Origin of the sequence: Syntrophotalea carbinolica DSM 2380 (assembly GCF_000012885.1) — a bacterium.
GTDB classification, from domain to species: Bacteria; Desulfobacterota; Desulfuromonadia; order Desulfuromonadales; family Syntrophotaleaceae; genus Syntrophotalea; species Syntrophotalea carbinolica.
Window position 1 is genome coordinate 2950082 of sequence record NC_007498.2, and the last position, 15831, is coordinate 2965912.

The following is a 15831-nucleotide window of genomic DNA, read 5'->3' on the forward strand; positions in this document are numbered from 1 at the left end:
ATACGCTTCCAAGCTGGAGCTTAAGCTGTTAATTGAAAAACTTGCCGAGGTTCAAAAACTCGGGCTTGAACAATATATTCATTATGAAGGTTGAAAGGGCAATCCCCGCAGCAGGCGGATCAAGATGGTTGCTACCGTGGTTGTAGAACATGCGCGCCGTCAACTCTTCGACGAATGCGCCGCCAATACCAAAGATCATGGCCATCACCAGGGAACCGGTCTGCAGATACCCCCAAGCCCCCATGATAGCCATACAGTGGGTTACCGGAGATTTCTGGGTGGTGCCCTGACCGAAGTTGAGCATGGTCAACATGATAGCGGAAAGCCCCCAGCAGAAGATCAACGGCGCTACGAAGGCAGCAGCGTCACTCACCATGCCCTGTGCGGCCAACGGCTCCAGGTATTCGCGAAAACCCATGGCCACACCGCCCGACAACAGGCCCATGCCGGCGCCGAGGGCCAACAGACGGGACGGCGGCGACATCCAACCGACCCAGGAAATGGCGTAGCCATTGGTTTTCAACCAGCCGTGCTCCCTGATCGACTCCATGTTGCCCCAGGGCGCCTCTTTCTGGAACAGGCCGCGGGCCAACCATATATTGATACAGATCGACAGGGCCAGCATGTCAAACTCCTTGACCAGGGGAACCTTGCCCAACAGCGGCACGATTACCAGGCCGAAAACGGCCGATACACCGCCAACCACCAGCACGTCCCATGAAGTATCGACCAGAGGCGACAGGATATCCTTGGCCGCCCCAGAGGGGTGATTCTTCTTGAAACCGGCGGCGTAGGTCGAAGCAACAACCCCGGCAACAAAGCCTCCGGTATGGGGTCCGAAGATCGGCCCCAGACCGACCTGCAGCAGCAGAAAATCAGGACCGCCGCCCAGTACTACCAGGCAGCCCAACATGGTCAGCAGACCACACAGACAGAAAGACCACAGTGCGCCGAGACTGGCACCGAACATGCCGCCCCCGAAGGCCAACAAAATGGCGTTCAAACTCCAGGCATCCATAACTATCCTCCATTTTATGACATCCGTTTATAGCAAGAGCTCCATACAAAAAAGGGTCCTTGCTAAAAAAACAGCCTGTCATCGACTGTGCCAACCACCGTTCCCACTCAGGCACAGGATGCAAGCTCTTCCACAATCCCCGGCTCGATTATGCTTGCTACAAACCGCAAAGGGCTTCGACCTTTTCCCTGACCATCCAGCCGGAACTGCCTAACTGACGAACAAAGCGCTGCACCAGGGCGATCGCATCCGACCCGCCAAGAACCTTGACAACCGTCGGCTGGCCTCCCGAATTACGATTACCCATCGGACGGGAATAAACCCACACCGCTGTCAAACCATAGCCGTCGAGCTCTTTGACCCGGCCGACTATCAACTCGTAAAAAGGCCCGCCCCCCCATCAACCCATCGTTCCAGGCATAAACCTTCAGGAGCTCTGCATGTTCCTTCATACGCATACCCGTTGTGCTCCTCAGTCCAAGGTTCTTTGCAAGCGCCCTCAAAATAGAAGTGGCACCTTCGCACTGTAGCGGAGGTGCCACCATTTGATACTAATTACATGGCGTTCTTGAACAGTTGGATAATGTCTTCGACCTTACCGACACGCGGGTTGGTACCTGCGTTGCCATCCTGCATGGCCAGCTTGGCCATCGGCTCGAGGTCGGACTCCTTGACGCCCAGATCAGCAAGATGCTGAGGGATGCCAACGTCGATGGACAAGCGCACGATGGCATCGATGGCTTTTTCAGCAGCTTCCATCTTGCCGAGGCCGTCGATATTTTCGCCCATAGCTTCAGCAATATCGGCGAATTTCTCGGGGTTGACCATCAGATTGTAGCGTTCGATGTGCGGCAGCAGAACGGCGTTGGCGATGCCGTGAGGCATGTCAAGCAGGCCGCCCAACTGATGAGCCATGGCGTGAACGTAGCCGAGGCCAGCGTTGTTGAAGGCCATCCCGGCGAGCAGGGAACCGTAAGCCATGCCTTCGCGGGCTTCGAGATCTTCGCCGTTGGCCACAGCCCGACGCAGGTATTTGCCGATCAGCTTTATGGCGTGAATAGCCACGGCGTCGGTAGCCGGATTGGCATCTTTGGTCACGTAACACTCAACAGCGTGGGTAAGAGCATCCATGCCGGTGGCTGCGGTAAGCCCGGCTGGCTTGGCTACCATCAACTCGGGATCATTGATAGATACTTTGGGCAGATTGCGCCAGCTCACGATAACAAACTTGACCTTCTTGGCGGTATTGGTGATGACACAGTGGCGAGTAACTTCACTGGCAGTACCTGCGGTCGTGTTCACCGCGATAATGGGCGGCAACTCATTGGTCAGCGTCTCAATTCCGGCATAGTCTTCATAAAGATCGCCCTCATGCGTTGCAGCAATGCCAATACCCTTGCCGCAGTCATGAGAGCTGCCACCGCCAACGGTAACGATCAGATCGCAGTTTTCGGATTTGTAGATTTTCAGACCGGCAGCGACATTGGTATCCTTGGGATTAGGCTCGACACCATCGTAAACCGCGAATTCAACCCCCGATGAGGTCAGAGTATCTTTTACTTTGGAAACGGGACCGCCCTCGAGCTTGGCAAGAAAACCGTCACAGACAATGAGCGCCTTGGTACCAAACATCGCAGCCCTGGGACCTGTTTCAGCTACAGTACCGGCACCAATGAAGTTTACCGCGGGACACAAAAAGTCAGCCATTTCTTCCTCCTTCGTTGTTGTAGATATCCGGCCACCAGCACAAGTGGTGGCTCCTCCTCACATTCACTCCAGGCGCTTCTTCCTCTTGTTCCCCCGAACCGTCGCGACCCCTTCACTGCCACTCAGAAAAAGCCTCCCGTGGAGCACATGCAATCTTTAAAATATTTGGCTATTTGTTTATTTTAAAAAAAATTTTCCCTGCAAGCTGTGCATCATCAATCCTTCGTATACAATACATACAACAAGGCAAACACCTTTTCAACCAAATTTTTGAATGTTTTGGCTATTTTTTTAAAAACCATTGATTTCATAGAGTTTTCCGGGTCAACTTTTTTTGGAAATGAAACAGGGTTTATAACTAAACCATCCTCTGTGAGGGTCGGAACGCTTTCGGCCACCCACCTCAATGATGACACTGAAAGAATTGTCAGACCGCTGAAAAACAAGAATTTTCGACTTTGGACAAATAACCAAATATATAATTTATTACTTGACTAAGAAAAATGATGCCGATATCTTTTATTCACGCCCCCTTCCCCATGTAACACCGTTCTAATCAGGCCTGCCCTCCCCCCAAAATCCCATAAAAATCAAAGGAGGTCTCAGACGAGAACCCAATGGAGAGGATTGTCCGGAACCGGGTGAATACCGGCTCAGATTGGACCGGCCCCGCCTAAAACAGCCCCGGCAATTCATCCCGCATGCATGCGGTTTCTAAGGGAACGGCAAATTTTCAGAACATTACAGTTGAACTTATGTGGAGGTTGGAGATGAAAAGATCGATATACCTGCTTTGCGGTTTATGCTTCAGCGTGTTGCTTTTTACTGCCAGCAGTCAGGCTGCCGTTGTTATCGGTACGGACAGCGGATGGGCATTCAGCACCGACGGCCTGATCAATATGTTCGCTGCCTATGAAACCGGGGACGCCAAACCCGACTTCGGTTCGGGCATCAGACGGGGCGGAACCATCGTTGATAACCAGGAAGGTTACCGGGAACGCATTGGCCTGGTGCCGGGGGTCCTTGCTTTTAATATCAAAGCTCCGACAATGGGGGGGCTCGACATGGCTGCCCGTGTCGGATTTTATCCTACATACGATGCCAAAGATGTCGGAAAATCCAAAAACTCCTTTGGCAACCAAATCGATCTTCGCGAAATCTTTTTCACCGTCGATGGTAACTTCGGTCAGATGTTGATCGGTAAAACGCTCAGTCAGTTCCAAGGCCAGAACCTCCTGACGGATATGACCATCTGGGGCTACGGTGCCCAGGGCGCACTCGACGGCGGCGGCACGCCACTGGGGCGTATCGGCTATGGTTATGTCTATCCGCAATTCAATGCCCAGGTGCGCTATACCTCACCGGATCTCTACGGTTTCAAGATTTCGGTGGGCCTCTATGACCCCAGTGGTATTGCCGGACCTGCAGCCAAAGCGGAAGAAACCAAATTACCGCGTTTTGAAGGCGAGTTATCCTATGCCGGCACCTTTGAAGGCGGATCCTTCAAAACCTGGCTGTCGGGAGTCTGGCAAGAAGCCGACTTCACATCTGACAGCAGTTTCGATGGCACCGTCGAAGCCAGCGGTATCGCCGGCGGCATACAGGTCCTTTACAAAGGCTTTGATCTCGTCTTGTCCGGATTCGACAACACGGCCATCGGCTCCGTACTCATGCTTGATACCGATGCCTTGGATGCAGCCGGCAAGGAAAGGGACAGTCAGGGCTTCATCGCCCAGTTGATGTACGGTTTTGACAATCGCTTTGGCACAAGCAAATTCGGCGTCAGTTACGGCGGCAATTACATGGATGAAACATCGAGAGATAAAGCAGATCGCCTGCTCGGAACCGAGGTGCAGATCGAAGAGCAGACACTGTGGGTTTTCGGCATTTATCATGATATCAATCCGAACCTCAAGGTTATGACGGAAATCATGTTGACCGAAAACTCCTGGTTTGACGGTGAAGATCAGAATACCGAACTCTTCAGTATCGGCACCTTTTTCGTCTGGTAACCTTTCACCCTTGCCCAGCCATGGTAATGAAAGCCCCTCGAAAATAGAGGGGCTTTTCACGTGGCTATCTTCTGCCCTCTGTTTTCGCTCAGACCATCTCAGCAACTGGCGAGAGCCTTCCATACTTGCGGTTCCTTAGACAGAACAATCCCGCCGAAATGTCAAGCCAGCAACCAGTTTCGTTATCCTCGTTCAAAACATCCGGATAAAAAACACCCCCCGCACTGCCTAGGAGGTACAGTAACGGGGGGTGCAATGGGAGTGGTTGGCCCCCATCAAGTGTATTTGGCCTGACGAATCACTCGGATCGATGCGGCTCATCGTAACGGAAGACTCTGTTCCGTCCGGGCGGGGGAGGGGGAATTGTGGCGGTGCCACTTACCCGGAAAGTGGCACCGCCTGAGAGGAGGCATATAAAGCCACAAGCATGCACCTCTCCCAAAAGCATCAAATTTTCTCTTTCCCCCAGCCTAAAGAACGACCTCACCCTTGAGCAGCAATTCCAACACGAGATTGGCTTGCATGGCGGCCACCATAGCCACCCTGGGTGCCATGGGCGGGTTTATTGCCACATCGGTTTTTCCGTCACCACAGACATAAACATGGTCGAAAAGTCTTTTGGCACAAATCTGATTATTTTTTCCATACCCCCCCATACCACTACCCATCACCACCGGCCTCCCCGGAAATTTCTCGACACAGGTCTCCAGAAATTCCAGTTTGGACTCCACGCTGTCGAAGGCCTCAACCATGATATCGACATCGTCATATATGAGAGGTATGTTATCGGCATCGAGAAAAACCTCATGGACTTCAAATTCCGAAAAAGGATTGATACGTTCGAGATTTTCCTTTAATGCGGTGATCTTAAATTGGCCGATCTGGTCAAGGAAATACTGCTGCCGATTCAAATTATGGGGTTCTACGCGGTCGAAATCAGCGATAACGAGCTTGCCGACCCCTGAACGCGCTAGTGCTACCGCAATATTTGAACCCAGCCCACCGGCGCCGGCAATCCCCACTTTGGCTTTTTTCAAAATGGGGACAATCGCTAACGGATGCCTTGAGAAAAACTCCTCTTCCAGAGAATCCATATATACAGCCTTTTCCTCTCTGATCTCGCCACACATTATTGAAACGAAACGCCAGAACCGACACGGACAAAAGAAAACCTGCTGTCGCTAATGATGCCCGCAATACATGGCCAAAAAACCTCCGCCATGGGCCATGCCCGACCCATGGTGGAGTCATCAAATGAGGAAGCGGACGTTCCCGTTGTTGCTAACAGCATAATTCGGAGAAAAACCAAAGTCAACAAATATTTCATATATATGGCTATTTAACCTGAATGTCGTCAACCTATGGGATACTTTCGGTTTCCACCTTTTATACGAGAGCCTCGCACGGTTGCAGGCAACACGCAAAAATTATCTGCGAAACAATACCTGTCCGGCTGGCCATGCCTTATAAAAATAGCGAAGGTACGCATTGGGTCGTACCTTCGCCAAGGAGGCAGGGGAACATGAAATCTCGCAAAGTCCAGCCCCTTGCCCTCAAACCATGCATAGGTACCGGTATATCCCGGTCCGTTGTCAACTTTTTGCGAGCCATGGACCTTATCCACCGCCAACGAACGGATACGCTTTAACGATGGCTCCTCTCCGAATATGGAGTTCACAAAACTGCTGTTTCTGGATGACCTTACCGTTCACCCGAACCATGACAGTCGCAGGGCTGATATCGTGTAAACGCAGCAATTCGAGGAGTGCGATAGTCTTTCCATCAGGAATCCTGTCGGTTTTCAAAACCACCATCGACATTGATGCCTCCCTTCGACACTTTGAAATCCCGCCCTCTGCCGGAGGCCGGTTTGTCCATCCCTTATCAGGGCAGAACAAACCGGCCCTTTACTTCTCAGCCAGGATTCTCCCGGCAGTTAAATCTACCGCTGGTTTTCCGTGGTGCGCTCTCCCTTGCGGTATTCATATTTATCCAGGCTAAGCCGTTTGAGGGTTTCCGGTGTAGGTATGCCCCACTCGTCCCAGCCGCGGGCGCGATAGTAATCGCGCAACATATAGCCCAGATCGGGCACGTAATCCCCGGAGCCGCCCTGACGGGGGCTGGCAAGTATACGAGGCGGCAGGGTATCGTCCTTACGGCTGACGCCTTCACGGGTATTGAACAGACGCTTGAGGTTGAAGATCCGCTCACCGCATTCCAGCCACTGTTCGTTGGTGAAGTCCCAGCCGACGATATGATTGAGGAATTGGGTCATGGGGCCAACGGTCATACCGCCGAAGATGGAGAATTTGCAGAGCTTCAGCGAATCCATCATGCTCATGAAATGCTGCTGATCGGCAACGAACTTGCCTTTGCCTTCGTTGGTGTAAGGAGGCAAAGGCGCATCGTAGCCCAGATCCGCGATATTGAAGCAGCCTTCGCCCTCGAAGTCCTGGTTGTAGGCCTGCATATGACAGGCACCGCGGTTGGAGGTGGCGTAGGCAACGCCGAGGCCGCCGCGACCGCGCGGATCATGGGCGGGGAACATCATCCCCTTGGTATGAATGGCAAACTCTTCGCTGGCAGGGCCGACGCGTTTAACGGCTTCAAAAATGCCCTGGGAACAAGGGTCACCGATACCTTTGCGCAAACAGACCTTCTCGAGCATCTCGCACATGGCCAGGCCGTTACCCCAGGTCATCTCCAGACCGTCGGTATCGCCCTCGTCGATCATGCCATGTTCCCAGGCCTCCATAAGGAAAGAGATAATCCCGGCGGCTTCGATGGTATCGACACCGTAATCGTTACAAATTTCATTACCCTTACAGATGGCTTCCACATCGTCAACCAGACAGTTGGAGCCGAGCAGGCCGAGGGTTTCGTACTCGGGACCGCCCCCCTCTTTCATCTTGAAAGCACCCGCGGGAATCTCTACGGTACGACCGCAACCGATCAGGCAACCGCCGCAGTGGTAGCGCTTCTTGAGAACTGTCTTGGCCAGCTCCTGGCCTGAAACTTTGGCAGCCTTGTCCCAGGTTCCCCATAGCCAGTTCTTGATCGGCAGGTCACCGCAGTCGTTGAAAATTTCAACGGCGCAGGAGGTGCCGTAAGTGCCGAGCGGTCCGTCGTAGACTTCTTTGGTTTTGGCGCGAATTTCCTTGACCAGCTCTTCATAGGGCTCGGGTCTGGCGATAGCGACCTTTTTTGACCCTTTACAGGCGATGGCCTTAAGGTTCTTGGAACCCATGACGGCGCCGCCGCCGCCACGACCGGCAGCGCGACCTTCCCGGCCATCGGTCATAATAGCGGCAAACTTGACCAATTTTTCTCCGGCTTGGCCGATGGAAATAGCCTGGGAACCTCTGCCCAGTTCTTCCTTGAGAATCTTATCGGTATCAAAAGTGCCCTTGCCCCACAGCTTATCGGCCTTTTTGATCTGAATATCGTCGTCCACGATGGTGACATATACAGGCTGCTTTGCCTTGCCCTTGACCATCAAGCCGTCGAGGCCGCAGGACTTGAGGGTCGCGCCCCACTTGCCGCCGCAGTCGGATTCGAGATAAATCCCGGTCAGAGGACCTTTAGTGATCAGCTCCCAACGACCCGACTGAGCCACCTTGGTACCGACATAAGGACCGGTCATGCAGATCAGGACGTTTTCCGGCCCCAACGGGTCGATACCGGGCGCGGTGTTTTCATACAGCAACTTAGCACCCAGACCGCTGCCGCCAATATATTTTTTCAGGTCATCTTCACTGGGCTCGATGTATTCCACTGTTTCGTTGGTCAAATCAATGACCGCGATCTTTTGCCAATAACCACCTAACATGTGCTGTTCTCCCTTCCTCAGACGAGGTTGCTCAAAATGCAAATATCTCCTTTCCGAAAGGGAGGCTCCGCCGTTTCCAGCGAAACCCTGCCGGCCCGTCAGCCATGAGGTCCATCCTTTTAGGCTTAAGACTCGGAGACGTGTTCTGTACCCTCCGCAGAGGAGAGTCCATTTGTACGTTCAGGGGCATAACAGGGATCCAGGGGAATACATTTGGATTAATATAATAGATGCTACATTTTTTCAAGTGAAATTTTATATTATTTGGCTATTTATTTTTTATTTAAAAAACTCGCCCACGAACAGCGATCAGATTTCTGCCTTGCCGAGCAGCAAAATGCTCAAAATGACAAACAGATCGACTTGTCACCGGATAGCGAACGAGACTATCTCGAAGCGACTGACTTGAGACAACACTGCTGCTACTGCAGACACTGCAACAATCCCATGGCCCACTGACAGGCGCCACACGGTTCATTGCCGGAATAGCAATTTTCCTGAAAGTCTTCCTCCTGCACCAGATTGCAGGGTGCTCCCCAGCAGTTGCTGCAGTAGGGATAGTCAAACTCTAAAACATTACGGCGAAAAACCTGAAACTCGGTATCGTTCCAGATCTCCAATAGCGGCCGTTCGTTGAGATTACCGAACTCCTTAACCTTGACCAGCCGGTCCCAGTCGCCGACATAGCATCGATACTGGTGCCAAAGGTAATAACAGGGATGCACCCCACCGTACCAGGAGATGAAAGCCGAGCCACCAGTGACGAAATCACACCTGCGATCCGCCAAGGGGGTGATAGCCGGCAGTTTGAGTTCGATACCCATTTCATCGGCCACCCTCTGCGCCTCTGCGTAAACTTCTTCCACTTCGTCTTGCAGTGTCATATCCCGGGTGAGTATTTGCCTGACGTCCACGAAAGTCTCCCGCCGACGCGCCTCGAGCCGCATCTTGTCGATCAGCTGATTGACCTGGTCAATGCGTGGATCGCCCTCCAGGCCTCCCGATCCTTGCCGTCTCCAAGGAATTTTGGAGGTATTATGGAATCTATAAGACGCCACTTCCAGCCCCCCCTGTGTTTTCCGCTTCCAAGGGGTTTGATCGTAAAGATGGATATCCAGGCCCAACTCCGCCAAGCGCTGCTTCCACTCGTTAAAAATAGCCACTGCTGCCTCGCTGGAGCTGTGGTAGGTGGCCTGTTGCACCGAAGCCGGGGTGTAGGGCAAGGTCTGTGAAACGATGCAGAAATCGGCGCCGCGCTGCGCCACCCAGCGCACCACATCAGGCAGCTGGCGAAAGTTTTCACGCATGGTGACGAACTCGGCCCCAACCTTCAGCCGGCTGCCCGGTTGGGTTCGGCGGGCTTCGGACAATACCGCAAAGGCTCGCGCCATATCGCTGAGATTCTCGCCTTCCCGAACCTTGCTGAAAGTTTCCGGCTTCACTCCGTCCACCGACAGGCAGATGCGGTCGAGCCCTGCGGCCACCAGCTTGCGGGCAATGGACTTGTCGAGCAGCAGGCCGTTGGACTGAAATCCGATCCAGGCGTCATCAGGCATTGCCTGGCGGGCTCTAGCAACCCAATCAAGCAGATGCGGGTGCATAAGCGGTTCGCCGATGCCGTTGAGGACCAGGGATTCGAGCCGAGGGAAAGCGGGTTCGAGGGCGTCGAATAACTCCGGGCGGAGGTCTCCGTCGGTCACCTGGCTGTCCTGCGACTGCTTGACACACATGGGGCAGCGCAGATTGCAGTGGGTAGTGGTCTCGACGAACAACTTGCTCGGATAATCCCGCAAAGCCGGCTCAGTCTCTGTTCCTTCTGTGCTCACGGCGTTAAACATATGCGTATTTCCCATTTGGAAAATTGCCAAAGACACATAAAAAGAAGAATCGTCCTGAATAAATATGTATACCAGGCCGAAACATTTTACAAGTTATTTTTAAAATATTTGGCTATTTTTACAACCGGCCGTTTTCACTGAATTCAGTTATCAAGGATCTTGGCGAGGGCATTATCTCGCAGGGAACGATTTATTGCCGGATACGATATACTGCTTTTATACTTCCACCATAACAGGAGGTTTTCATGCCCAATCAGGTCAAAACGGTTTCGCAAACGAGGGTCGTACTGGCACAGGTCGCCATGCCCGGAGACGCGAATCCGGCCGGCAACGTCCACGGTGGCACGATCATGAAACTCATCGACAATGCCGCCGGCGTCGTCGCCATGCGCCATACCCGCCGCAACGTCGTGACCGCCTCCATCGACAGGCTTGACTTTCATTACCCTGTCTTCGTCGGCAACCTGATTATCCTAAAAGCCTGCCTCAACCGAGTCGGCAAGACCTCCATGGAGGTCGGCGTCAGAGTTGAGGCCGAAAATGTCATGACGGGAGAGATTCGGCACACGGCATCTGCCTACCTGACCTTCGTTGCCCTGGATGCCGATGGATATCCTACAAATGTACCTGAATTGATCAGCGAAACACTGGAAGACAAGCGTCGCCTGGCCGAGGCCGTGGAACGCTACGAGCGTAGAAGATGCACAAACTGCAGGCGGTGAAGAAAATAATCATTCGATACGTTGCCCGGTGCAAGGAGCTACTTGCCGGCCCTTCCCAGAAGCCCATCGGCCAGCCGGATGTGCTCGACCTGCTGCCAGGGGATACCAAGCAACTCTGAGCCGGCGGCATCCACCGCCACCGGGTCGAATCCGGCCAGCAGCTTGTCGACGGGGGGCTCGCAGGTCGGTCCGCCCAGGTGATACTCGGCCAGTCCGACACTGGCGTCGATAAACGCCAGATCCGGCTTGCGATAGCGGTTCAGTTCAAAAATCGATCTATGCATCTGCGCATGGAAAGCCGATTTTTTCCAGTGTCCGCCCTGCTGGTAATAAGCCGGCGGCGCGACGCCGATCATATTTTTCATACTGAGAGTGACTTCGGCCAGGGAATGAGCCTTGAGGACCGCCGCGGAGATGACAAAACTGTCCATCACCATTCGTGGCATCATGAAGGTGGGGAAAACCTCGCAGAGCGGATTCTGAAGCTCGACCAGTTCGGCGTTGTTGAGATCGACCAAATCAACGTCATATCGGCGAGCCAGACGCTCGTAACCGAGACGTTGAAAGATCTCACCGGTACTCAGATCACGGTCCCCGCTGCCTTCGGCGATGACGATGCGTGCCTTGCTCCAGCGGCGGCAGGCGGCCACCAGCGCTTCGCAGGCAGCCACCGGCAGAGTCACCGGCGGCGGCGAGGCGTTCACCAGGTTGGGCTTGATGAGGATGCAGGACTGACGGGACAGGAGACCGGGCGCACCGACGGCTTGCAACAAGGAGGGAACCGTCTCCTGGTAGCTGCTGAAAGGGGTAGCGATACAAGGTTTTTGCATGGCGTCATTTTATCCGGAACCACGCGGCGATGCAAACACCTCTGATCGGGCTGGATGAAAAATGGGCGGGCTGCAGATGCAGCCCGCCCATTGTGTCACATTCGAACGAAAAAGCTTAAACGATGGCTTTCATACCCTGCATGGCGGCACGCAGTTCTTCGCCGACTTCTTCGATCAGATGGCTGCGGATCTCGGCATTGACAGACACCAGGGTGCTGTTATCGACGCTGTTGTCCTTGGCGTCCAGCCCCTTGCCGATAAGATCGGTGCCCACCTTTTCCATGAAATCCTGCAGCAGAGGCACGCAGGCATGGGAGAACAGGTAGCAGCCATACTCGGCGGTATCCGAAATAACCCGGTTCATCTCATACAGCTTCTTGCGGGCGATGGTATTGGCAATGAGAGGCGTTTCGTGCAGCGACTCGTAGTAGGCGGACTCGGGCTCGATACCGGCGGAAACCATGACTTCAAAAGCCAATTCAACGCCGGCCTTGACCATGGCCACCATCAGGATCGCCTTGTCGAAGTATTCCTGCTCGCTGATGTCACCGGCACCTTCGGTTTGCTCGAAAGCGGTTTTGCCGGTTTCTTCGCGCCAGGTCAGCAGCTTGACATCATCGTTAGCCCAGTCTTCCATCATGGTGCTGGAGAATTCGCCGGACAGGATGTCGTCCATGTGCTTTTCGAACAGGGGACGCATGATCTCCTTGAGTTCCTCTGCCACCCCGAAAGCCACCAGCTTGGCGGGATTGGAGAGACGGTCCATCATATTGGTGATGCCGCCGTGCTTGAGAGCCTCGGTAATGGTTTCCCAACCGTACTGGATAAGCTTGACGGCATAAGGTGCGTCGATGCCGTTCTGGGTCATTTTGTCGAAGCACAGCAGCGCGCCGGCCTGCAGCATGCCGCAGAGGATGGTCTGCTCGCCCATCAGGTCGGATTTGACCTCGGCGACGAAAGACGACTCGAGAACCCCGGCACGATCGCCGCCCTGGGCGGAGCACAGCGCCTTGGCGATTTCCAGGCCGTCGCCGTTGGGATCGTTTTCACCGTGCACGGCGATCAGGGTCGGCACGCCGAAACCGCGCTTATACTCTTCGCGCACCTCGGAACCGGGGCACTTGGGAGCAACCATGATAACGGTCAGATCCTTGCGAATCTGGGTACCTTCTTCAACGATATTGAAACCGTGGGCATAGGAAAAGACCGCGCCCTGCTTCATCAACGGCACCACGGTGTTGACCACGTCGGTGTGCTGCTTGTCGGGAGCGAGGTTCATGACGATATCGGCGGTGGGCAGCATTTCTTCGTAGGTGCCGACGGCAAAGCCGTTTTCCGTCGCGTTGAGATAGGACTGACGTTTTTCTTCGATAGCCCCTTTGCGCAGGGTGTAGGAGACGTCGAGACCGCTATCGCGCATGTTGAGACCCTGGTTGAGGCCCTGGGCGCCGCAACCGACGATGACGATCTTTTTGCCTTTGGCGTATTCGCAACCGTTGGCGAATTCGGAAGCGTCCATAAAACGGCAGGTGCCGAGTTCCTGCAGCTGACGACGAAACGGCAGCGAGTTGAAATAGTTCTGACCCATCGGTATCTCCCTTATGTGCGTTGTTGGAAAAGTAAGAGTATAGGGGACCATACCCGATTTTGCCTATTGCGTAAATTGATTTATTTAGAATATTGTATTGCACATTACGCAACGTGGAGCCGACATGGACATACGTGAACTGGAAATTTTTCTGACCGTGGCCGAACTGCTGCACTTCGGCCGGGCCAGCCAGGCCTGCAACCTCAGCCCTTCGGCCTTGACCCGCACCATTCAACGCCTCGAAGAAGAAGTGGAACGGCCTCTGTTCATACGGGACAACCGCCGGGTCGCCTTGTCACCGGCCGGCGAGCAGTTCCGCACTTACGCACGTCGCGCATTGCAGGACTGGCAGGCGTTTCGCGGCACCGTCAAAGGCAAGGAAACCATCAGCGGCACCCTGTCCATCTACGCGTCCATCACGGCCGTCTACAGCCTGCTGCCACGCCTGCTCGAAGCGTTTCGCAGTGCCCATCGCGAGGTGCAACTGGAATTGAGCACCGGCGCCGCCGAGCGGGCCGTGGCCCAGGTGCAAAGCGGCGAAATCGACCTGGCCGTGGCGGCATTGCCCGACCGACAGCAATCACAGCTCGAGTTTTTGCCCATCATCAACACCCCGCTGTTGTTCATTGCCCCCAAACAGGGCGACCCCGCGCCCCTGCCGGTACGCGACGGCGAAATCGATCTGCAACGAACCCCACTGGTGTTGCCACAAAAAGGCCTGTCACGCCGGCGCCTCGATCAATGGCTCAAAACCCGACGCATCACCCCCAATATTTCCTCGGAAGTCTCCGGTAACGAAGCCATCATCGCCATGGTGCGCCTCGGCTGCGGCATCGGCATCGTTCCGGAACTGGTATTGGCGCGCAGCCCGTTTCGCGACGAAGTGCGCGTTATTGAAGCGGCGCCGCAACTGGCCCCCTACGTGGTCGGACTGTGTTCCACCCGGCGCAATCTGCAGCGTCCGGTGGTACGGGCTTTCTGGCAACTGGCCGAGGAGCGCTCCGGCGTGAAGGTTGATTTTTAGAGCTAAACGCCAAAGTGTGCCGTTAAGTCACGCGTGCAAGGTCTATTTGGCAATACTTATCACCACGAAGAGCACGAAGGACACGAAGGAAAAGCTAAAACCAAGATTTTTCAGGTTTAAACAAAAGATCCTGGTTTGTCTTTTAAGTCCTTCTTCGTGATCTTCGTGTCCTTCGTGGTGAGATAAAATCAATAACTGGCAAAGACCATTCACATCTCGCCATTGGGAAATTCGATCATTTCACCGGACGGCGTACGCAGCAGGGCGGTATCGCCAAGCTTCACCAGATACTCCGGCAGCAGGGGAATTTTGCCTTTGCCGCCGGGGGAATCGATGACGTAGTGGGGAACGGCCAGGCCGGAGATCGGCCCGCGCAAGGCGGCGACGATATCCAGGCCGGTTTCGATGCGGGTACGGAAATGCCCCGTACCGGCCGCCAGATCCATATGGTGCAGATAATAGGGGCGCACGCGCATTTTCAGCAGGCCTTTGACCAATTGCCGCATCACGGCAGGCGTGTCGTTGACGCCGCGCAGCAGCACGGTCTGATTACCCAGGGGCAGGCCGGCATCGGCCAGTCGTCGGCAGGCCTCAAAAGCTTGCGGGGTCAGCTCGCGCGGATGGTTGAAATGGGTATTGAGATACAGAGGATGGTAGCGCCGCAGCATGGCGCATAGTTCTTCGGTGATGCGCTGCGGCAGGGTAACGGGCACTCGGCTGCCGATACGGATGATCTCCACGTGGGGAATGGCGCGCAAGCGCATGAGCAGATGTTCGAGCCGGTCATCTTCCAGCAGCAGCGGATCGCCGCCGGACAGGATCACGTCGCGGACCTGCTCCGTGCGCGCGACATAGTCGATAGCCTCATCGAGATGCCGATCGCTAACCCCCATGGCGGCGCAACCGACCTTGCGTTTGCGGGTGCAGAAACGGCAGTAGACCGCACACTGGCCGCTGGCCAGCAGCAACACCCGATCGGGATAACGGTGCACCAGCAGCGGCACCGGCGACAGACGTTCCTCGGCAAGGGGATCGGCATCTTCCTGACAGGGGAGCAATTCGCGCCTGTCGGGTACACACTGCCGCCAGATGGCATCCCCCGGTTTTTCAATGAGATCGAGATAGTAGGGGGTAATCCGCATGGGATAGCGTTGCACCACCGCATCCAGCTCGCTCATATCCGTACCGAATCGCTCCGCCAGACCGGCGGGAGCGGTCACGCTATCGATCAATTGTCGTTGCCAACTGCTCATAAAAAGTAAA

General features: G+C 54.7%; 13 protein-coding genes and 1 riboswitch. Of the genes, 3 read left to right on the forward strand and 10 right to left on the reverse strand.

Features of this window, described 5'->3' with window-relative positions; translation table 11 throughout:
* Positions 1-28: 28 nt before the first annotated feature.
* The 3 genes from PCAR_RS13680 to PCAR_RS13690 form a co-directional block, all read right to left on the reverse strand.
* The gene (locus PCAR_RS13680; RefSeq protein WP_011342278.1) at positions 29-1018 is read right to left on the reverse strand and encodes a hypothetical protein; all 990 of its coding nucleotides are present in this window, start codon (positions 1016-1018) and stop codon (positions 29-31) included.
* A gap of 157 nt (positions 1019-1175) precedes the next feature.
* Positions 1176-1325, reverse strand: a complete 150-nt coding sequence (locus PCAR_RS18820; RefSeq protein ID WP_158447429.1) for a hypothetical protein — start codon at positions 1323-1325, stop codon at positions 1176-1178.
* Between the two features lie 248 nt (positions 1326-1573).
* Entirely contained in the window at positions 1574-2725 is a 1152-nt protein-coding gene (locus PCAR_RS13690; protein WP_011342280.1) for an iron-containing alcohol dehydrogenase, read from the reverse strand.
* 770 nt (positions 2726-3495) lie between these two features.
* On the opposite strand from PCAR_RS13690, the gene PCAR_RS13695 reads away from it, so the two are divergent.
* Positions 3496-4737, forward strand: a complete 1242-nt coding sequence (locus PCAR_RS13695; RefSeq protein WP_011342282.1) for a histidine kinase — start codon at positions 3496-3498, stop codon at positions 4735-4737.
* 470 nt (positions 4738-5207) lie between these two features.
* Here PCAR_RS13695 and thiF read toward each other — a convergent pair whose 3' ends face one another.
* From thiF to PCAR_RS13720, 4 genes are all read right to left on the reverse strand, one after another.
* Positions 5208-5867: a sulfur carrier protein ThiS adenylyltransferase ThiF gene (thiF, locus tag PCAR_RS13700; protein WP_011342284.1), complete on the reverse strand. Its 660-nt coding sequence runs from the start codon at positions 5865-5867 to the stop codon at positions 5208-5210.
* A 486-nt stretch (positions 5868-6353) separates the two neighbouring features.
* Positions 6354-6557 carry a sulfur carrier protein ThiS gene (locus PCAR_RS13705; RefSeq protein WP_011342287.1) on the reverse strand — a complete coding sequence of 68 codons (204 nt, stop codon included), beginning with the start codon at positions 6555-6557 and terminating at the stop codon, positions 6354-6356.
* A gap of 122 nt (positions 6558-6679) precedes the next feature.
* A complete protein-coding gene (locus PCAR_RS13710) occupies positions 6680-8566 on the reverse strand; it encodes an aldehyde ferredoxin oxidoreductase family protein (protein WP_011342288.1) in 1887 nt (628 codons plus the stop codon).
* A gap of 30 nt (positions 8567-8596) precedes the next feature.
* A riboswitch (molybdenum cofactor riboswitch) is annotated at positions 8597-8716 on the reverse strand.
* Positions 8717-8988: 272 nt separating this feature from the next.
* Entirely contained in the window at positions 8989-10404 is a 1416-nt protein-coding gene (locus tag PCAR_RS13720) for a radical SAM/SPASM family putative metalloenzyme maturase (protein ID WP_011342289.1), read from the reverse strand.
* A gap of 245 nt (positions 10405-10649) precedes the next feature.
* On the opposite strand from PCAR_RS13720, the gene PCAR_RS13725 reads away from it, so the two are divergent.
* The gene (locus PCAR_RS13725) at positions 10650-11126 is read left to right on the forward strand and encodes an acyl-CoA thioesterase (RefSeq protein WP_011342290.1); all 477 of its coding nucleotides are present in this window, start codon (positions 10650-10652) and stop codon (positions 11124-11126) included.
* Positions 11127-11164: 38 nt separating this feature from the next.
* Here PCAR_RS13725 and PCAR_RS13730 read toward each other — a convergent pair whose 3' ends face one another.
* Complete coding sequence (locus tag PCAR_RS13730) at positions 11165-11956, reverse strand: DUF362 domain-containing protein (RefSeq protein WP_011342291.1); 792 nt, start codon at positions 11954-11956, stop codon at positions 11165-11167.
* Positions 11957-12071: 115 nt separating this feature from the next.
* Positions 12072-13544, reverse strand: coding sequence for a ketol-acid reductoisomerase (ilvC, locus tag PCAR_RS13735; RefSeq protein WP_011342292.1), 1473 nt, complete (start codon positions 13542-13544; stop codon positions 12072-12074).
* Between the two features lie 124 nt (positions 13545-13668).
* Here ilvC and ilvY point away from each other — a divergent pair, with 124 nt between their 5' ends.
* Entirely contained in the window at positions 13669-14568 is a 900-nt protein-coding gene (gene ilvY / locus PCAR_RS13740) for an HTH-type transcriptional activator IlvY (protein WP_011342293.1), read from the forward strand.
* 209 nt (positions 14569-14777) lie between these two features.
* On the opposite strand, the gene PCAR_RS13745 is transcribed toward ilvY, so the two are convergent.
* On the reverse strand, positions 14778-15821 hold the full coding sequence (locus PCAR_RS13745; protein ID WP_011342294.1) for a KamA family radical SAM protein: 1044 nt from the start codon (positions 15819-15821) through the stop codon (positions 14778-14780).
* Between the last annotated feature and the right edge of the window lie 10 nt (positions 15822-15831).

Bases quoted from the DNA above. Each gene is read 5' to 3' on its own strand.
- ilvY (WP_011342293.1), top strand. From the start codon at position 13,669: ATGGACATACGTGAACTGGAAATTTTTCTGACCGTGGCCGAACTGCTG.
- PCAR_RS13695 (WP_011342282.1), top strand. From the start codon at position 3,496: ATGAAAAGATCGATATACCTGCTTTGCGGTTTATGCTTCAGCGTGTTG.
- PCAR_RS13730 (WP_011342291.1), bottom strand. From the start codon at position 11,956: ATGCAAAAACCTTGTATCGCTACCCCTTTCAGCAGCTACCAGGAGACG.
- PCAR_RS13720 (WP_011342289.1), bottom strand. From the start codon at position 10,404: ATGTTTAACGCCGTGAGCACAGAAGGAACAGAGACTGAGCCGGCTTTG.
- ilvC (WP_011342292.1), bottom strand. From the start codon at position 13,544: ATGGGTCAGAACTATTTCAACTCGCTGCCGTTTCGTCGTCAGCTGCAG.
- PCAR_RS13690 (WP_011342280.1), bottom strand. From the start codon at position 2,725: ATGGCTGACTTTTTGTGTCCCGCGGTAAACTTCATTGGTGCCGGTACT.
- thiF (WP_011342284.1), bottom strand. From the start codon at position 5,867: ATGTGTGGCGAGATCAGAGAGGAAAAGGCTGTATATATGGATTCTCTG.
- PCAR_RS13745 (WP_011342294.1), bottom strand. From the start codon at position 15,821: ATGAGCAGTTGGCAACGACAATTGATCGATAGCGTGACCGCTCCCGCC.
- PCAR_RS13705 (WP_011342287.1), bottom strand. From the start codon at position 6,557: ATGTCGATGGTGGTTTTGAAAACCGACAGGATTCCTGATGGAAAGACT.
- PCAR_RS18820 (WP_158447429.1), bottom strand. From the start codon at position 1,325: ATGGGTAATCGTAATTCGGGAGGCCAGCCGACGGTTGTCAAGGTTCTT.
- PCAR_RS13725 (WP_011342290.1), top strand. From the start codon at position 10,650: ATGCCCAATCAGGTCAAAACGGTTTCGCAAACGAGGGTCGTACTGGCA.
- PCAR_RS13680 (WP_011342278.1), bottom strand. From the start codon at position 1,018: ATGGATGCCTGGAGTTTGAACGCCATTTTGTTGGCCTTCGGGGGCGGC.
- PCAR_RS13710 (WP_011342288.1), bottom strand. From the start codon at position 8,566: ATGTTAGGTGGTTATTGGCAAAAGATCGCGGTCATTGATTTGACCAAC.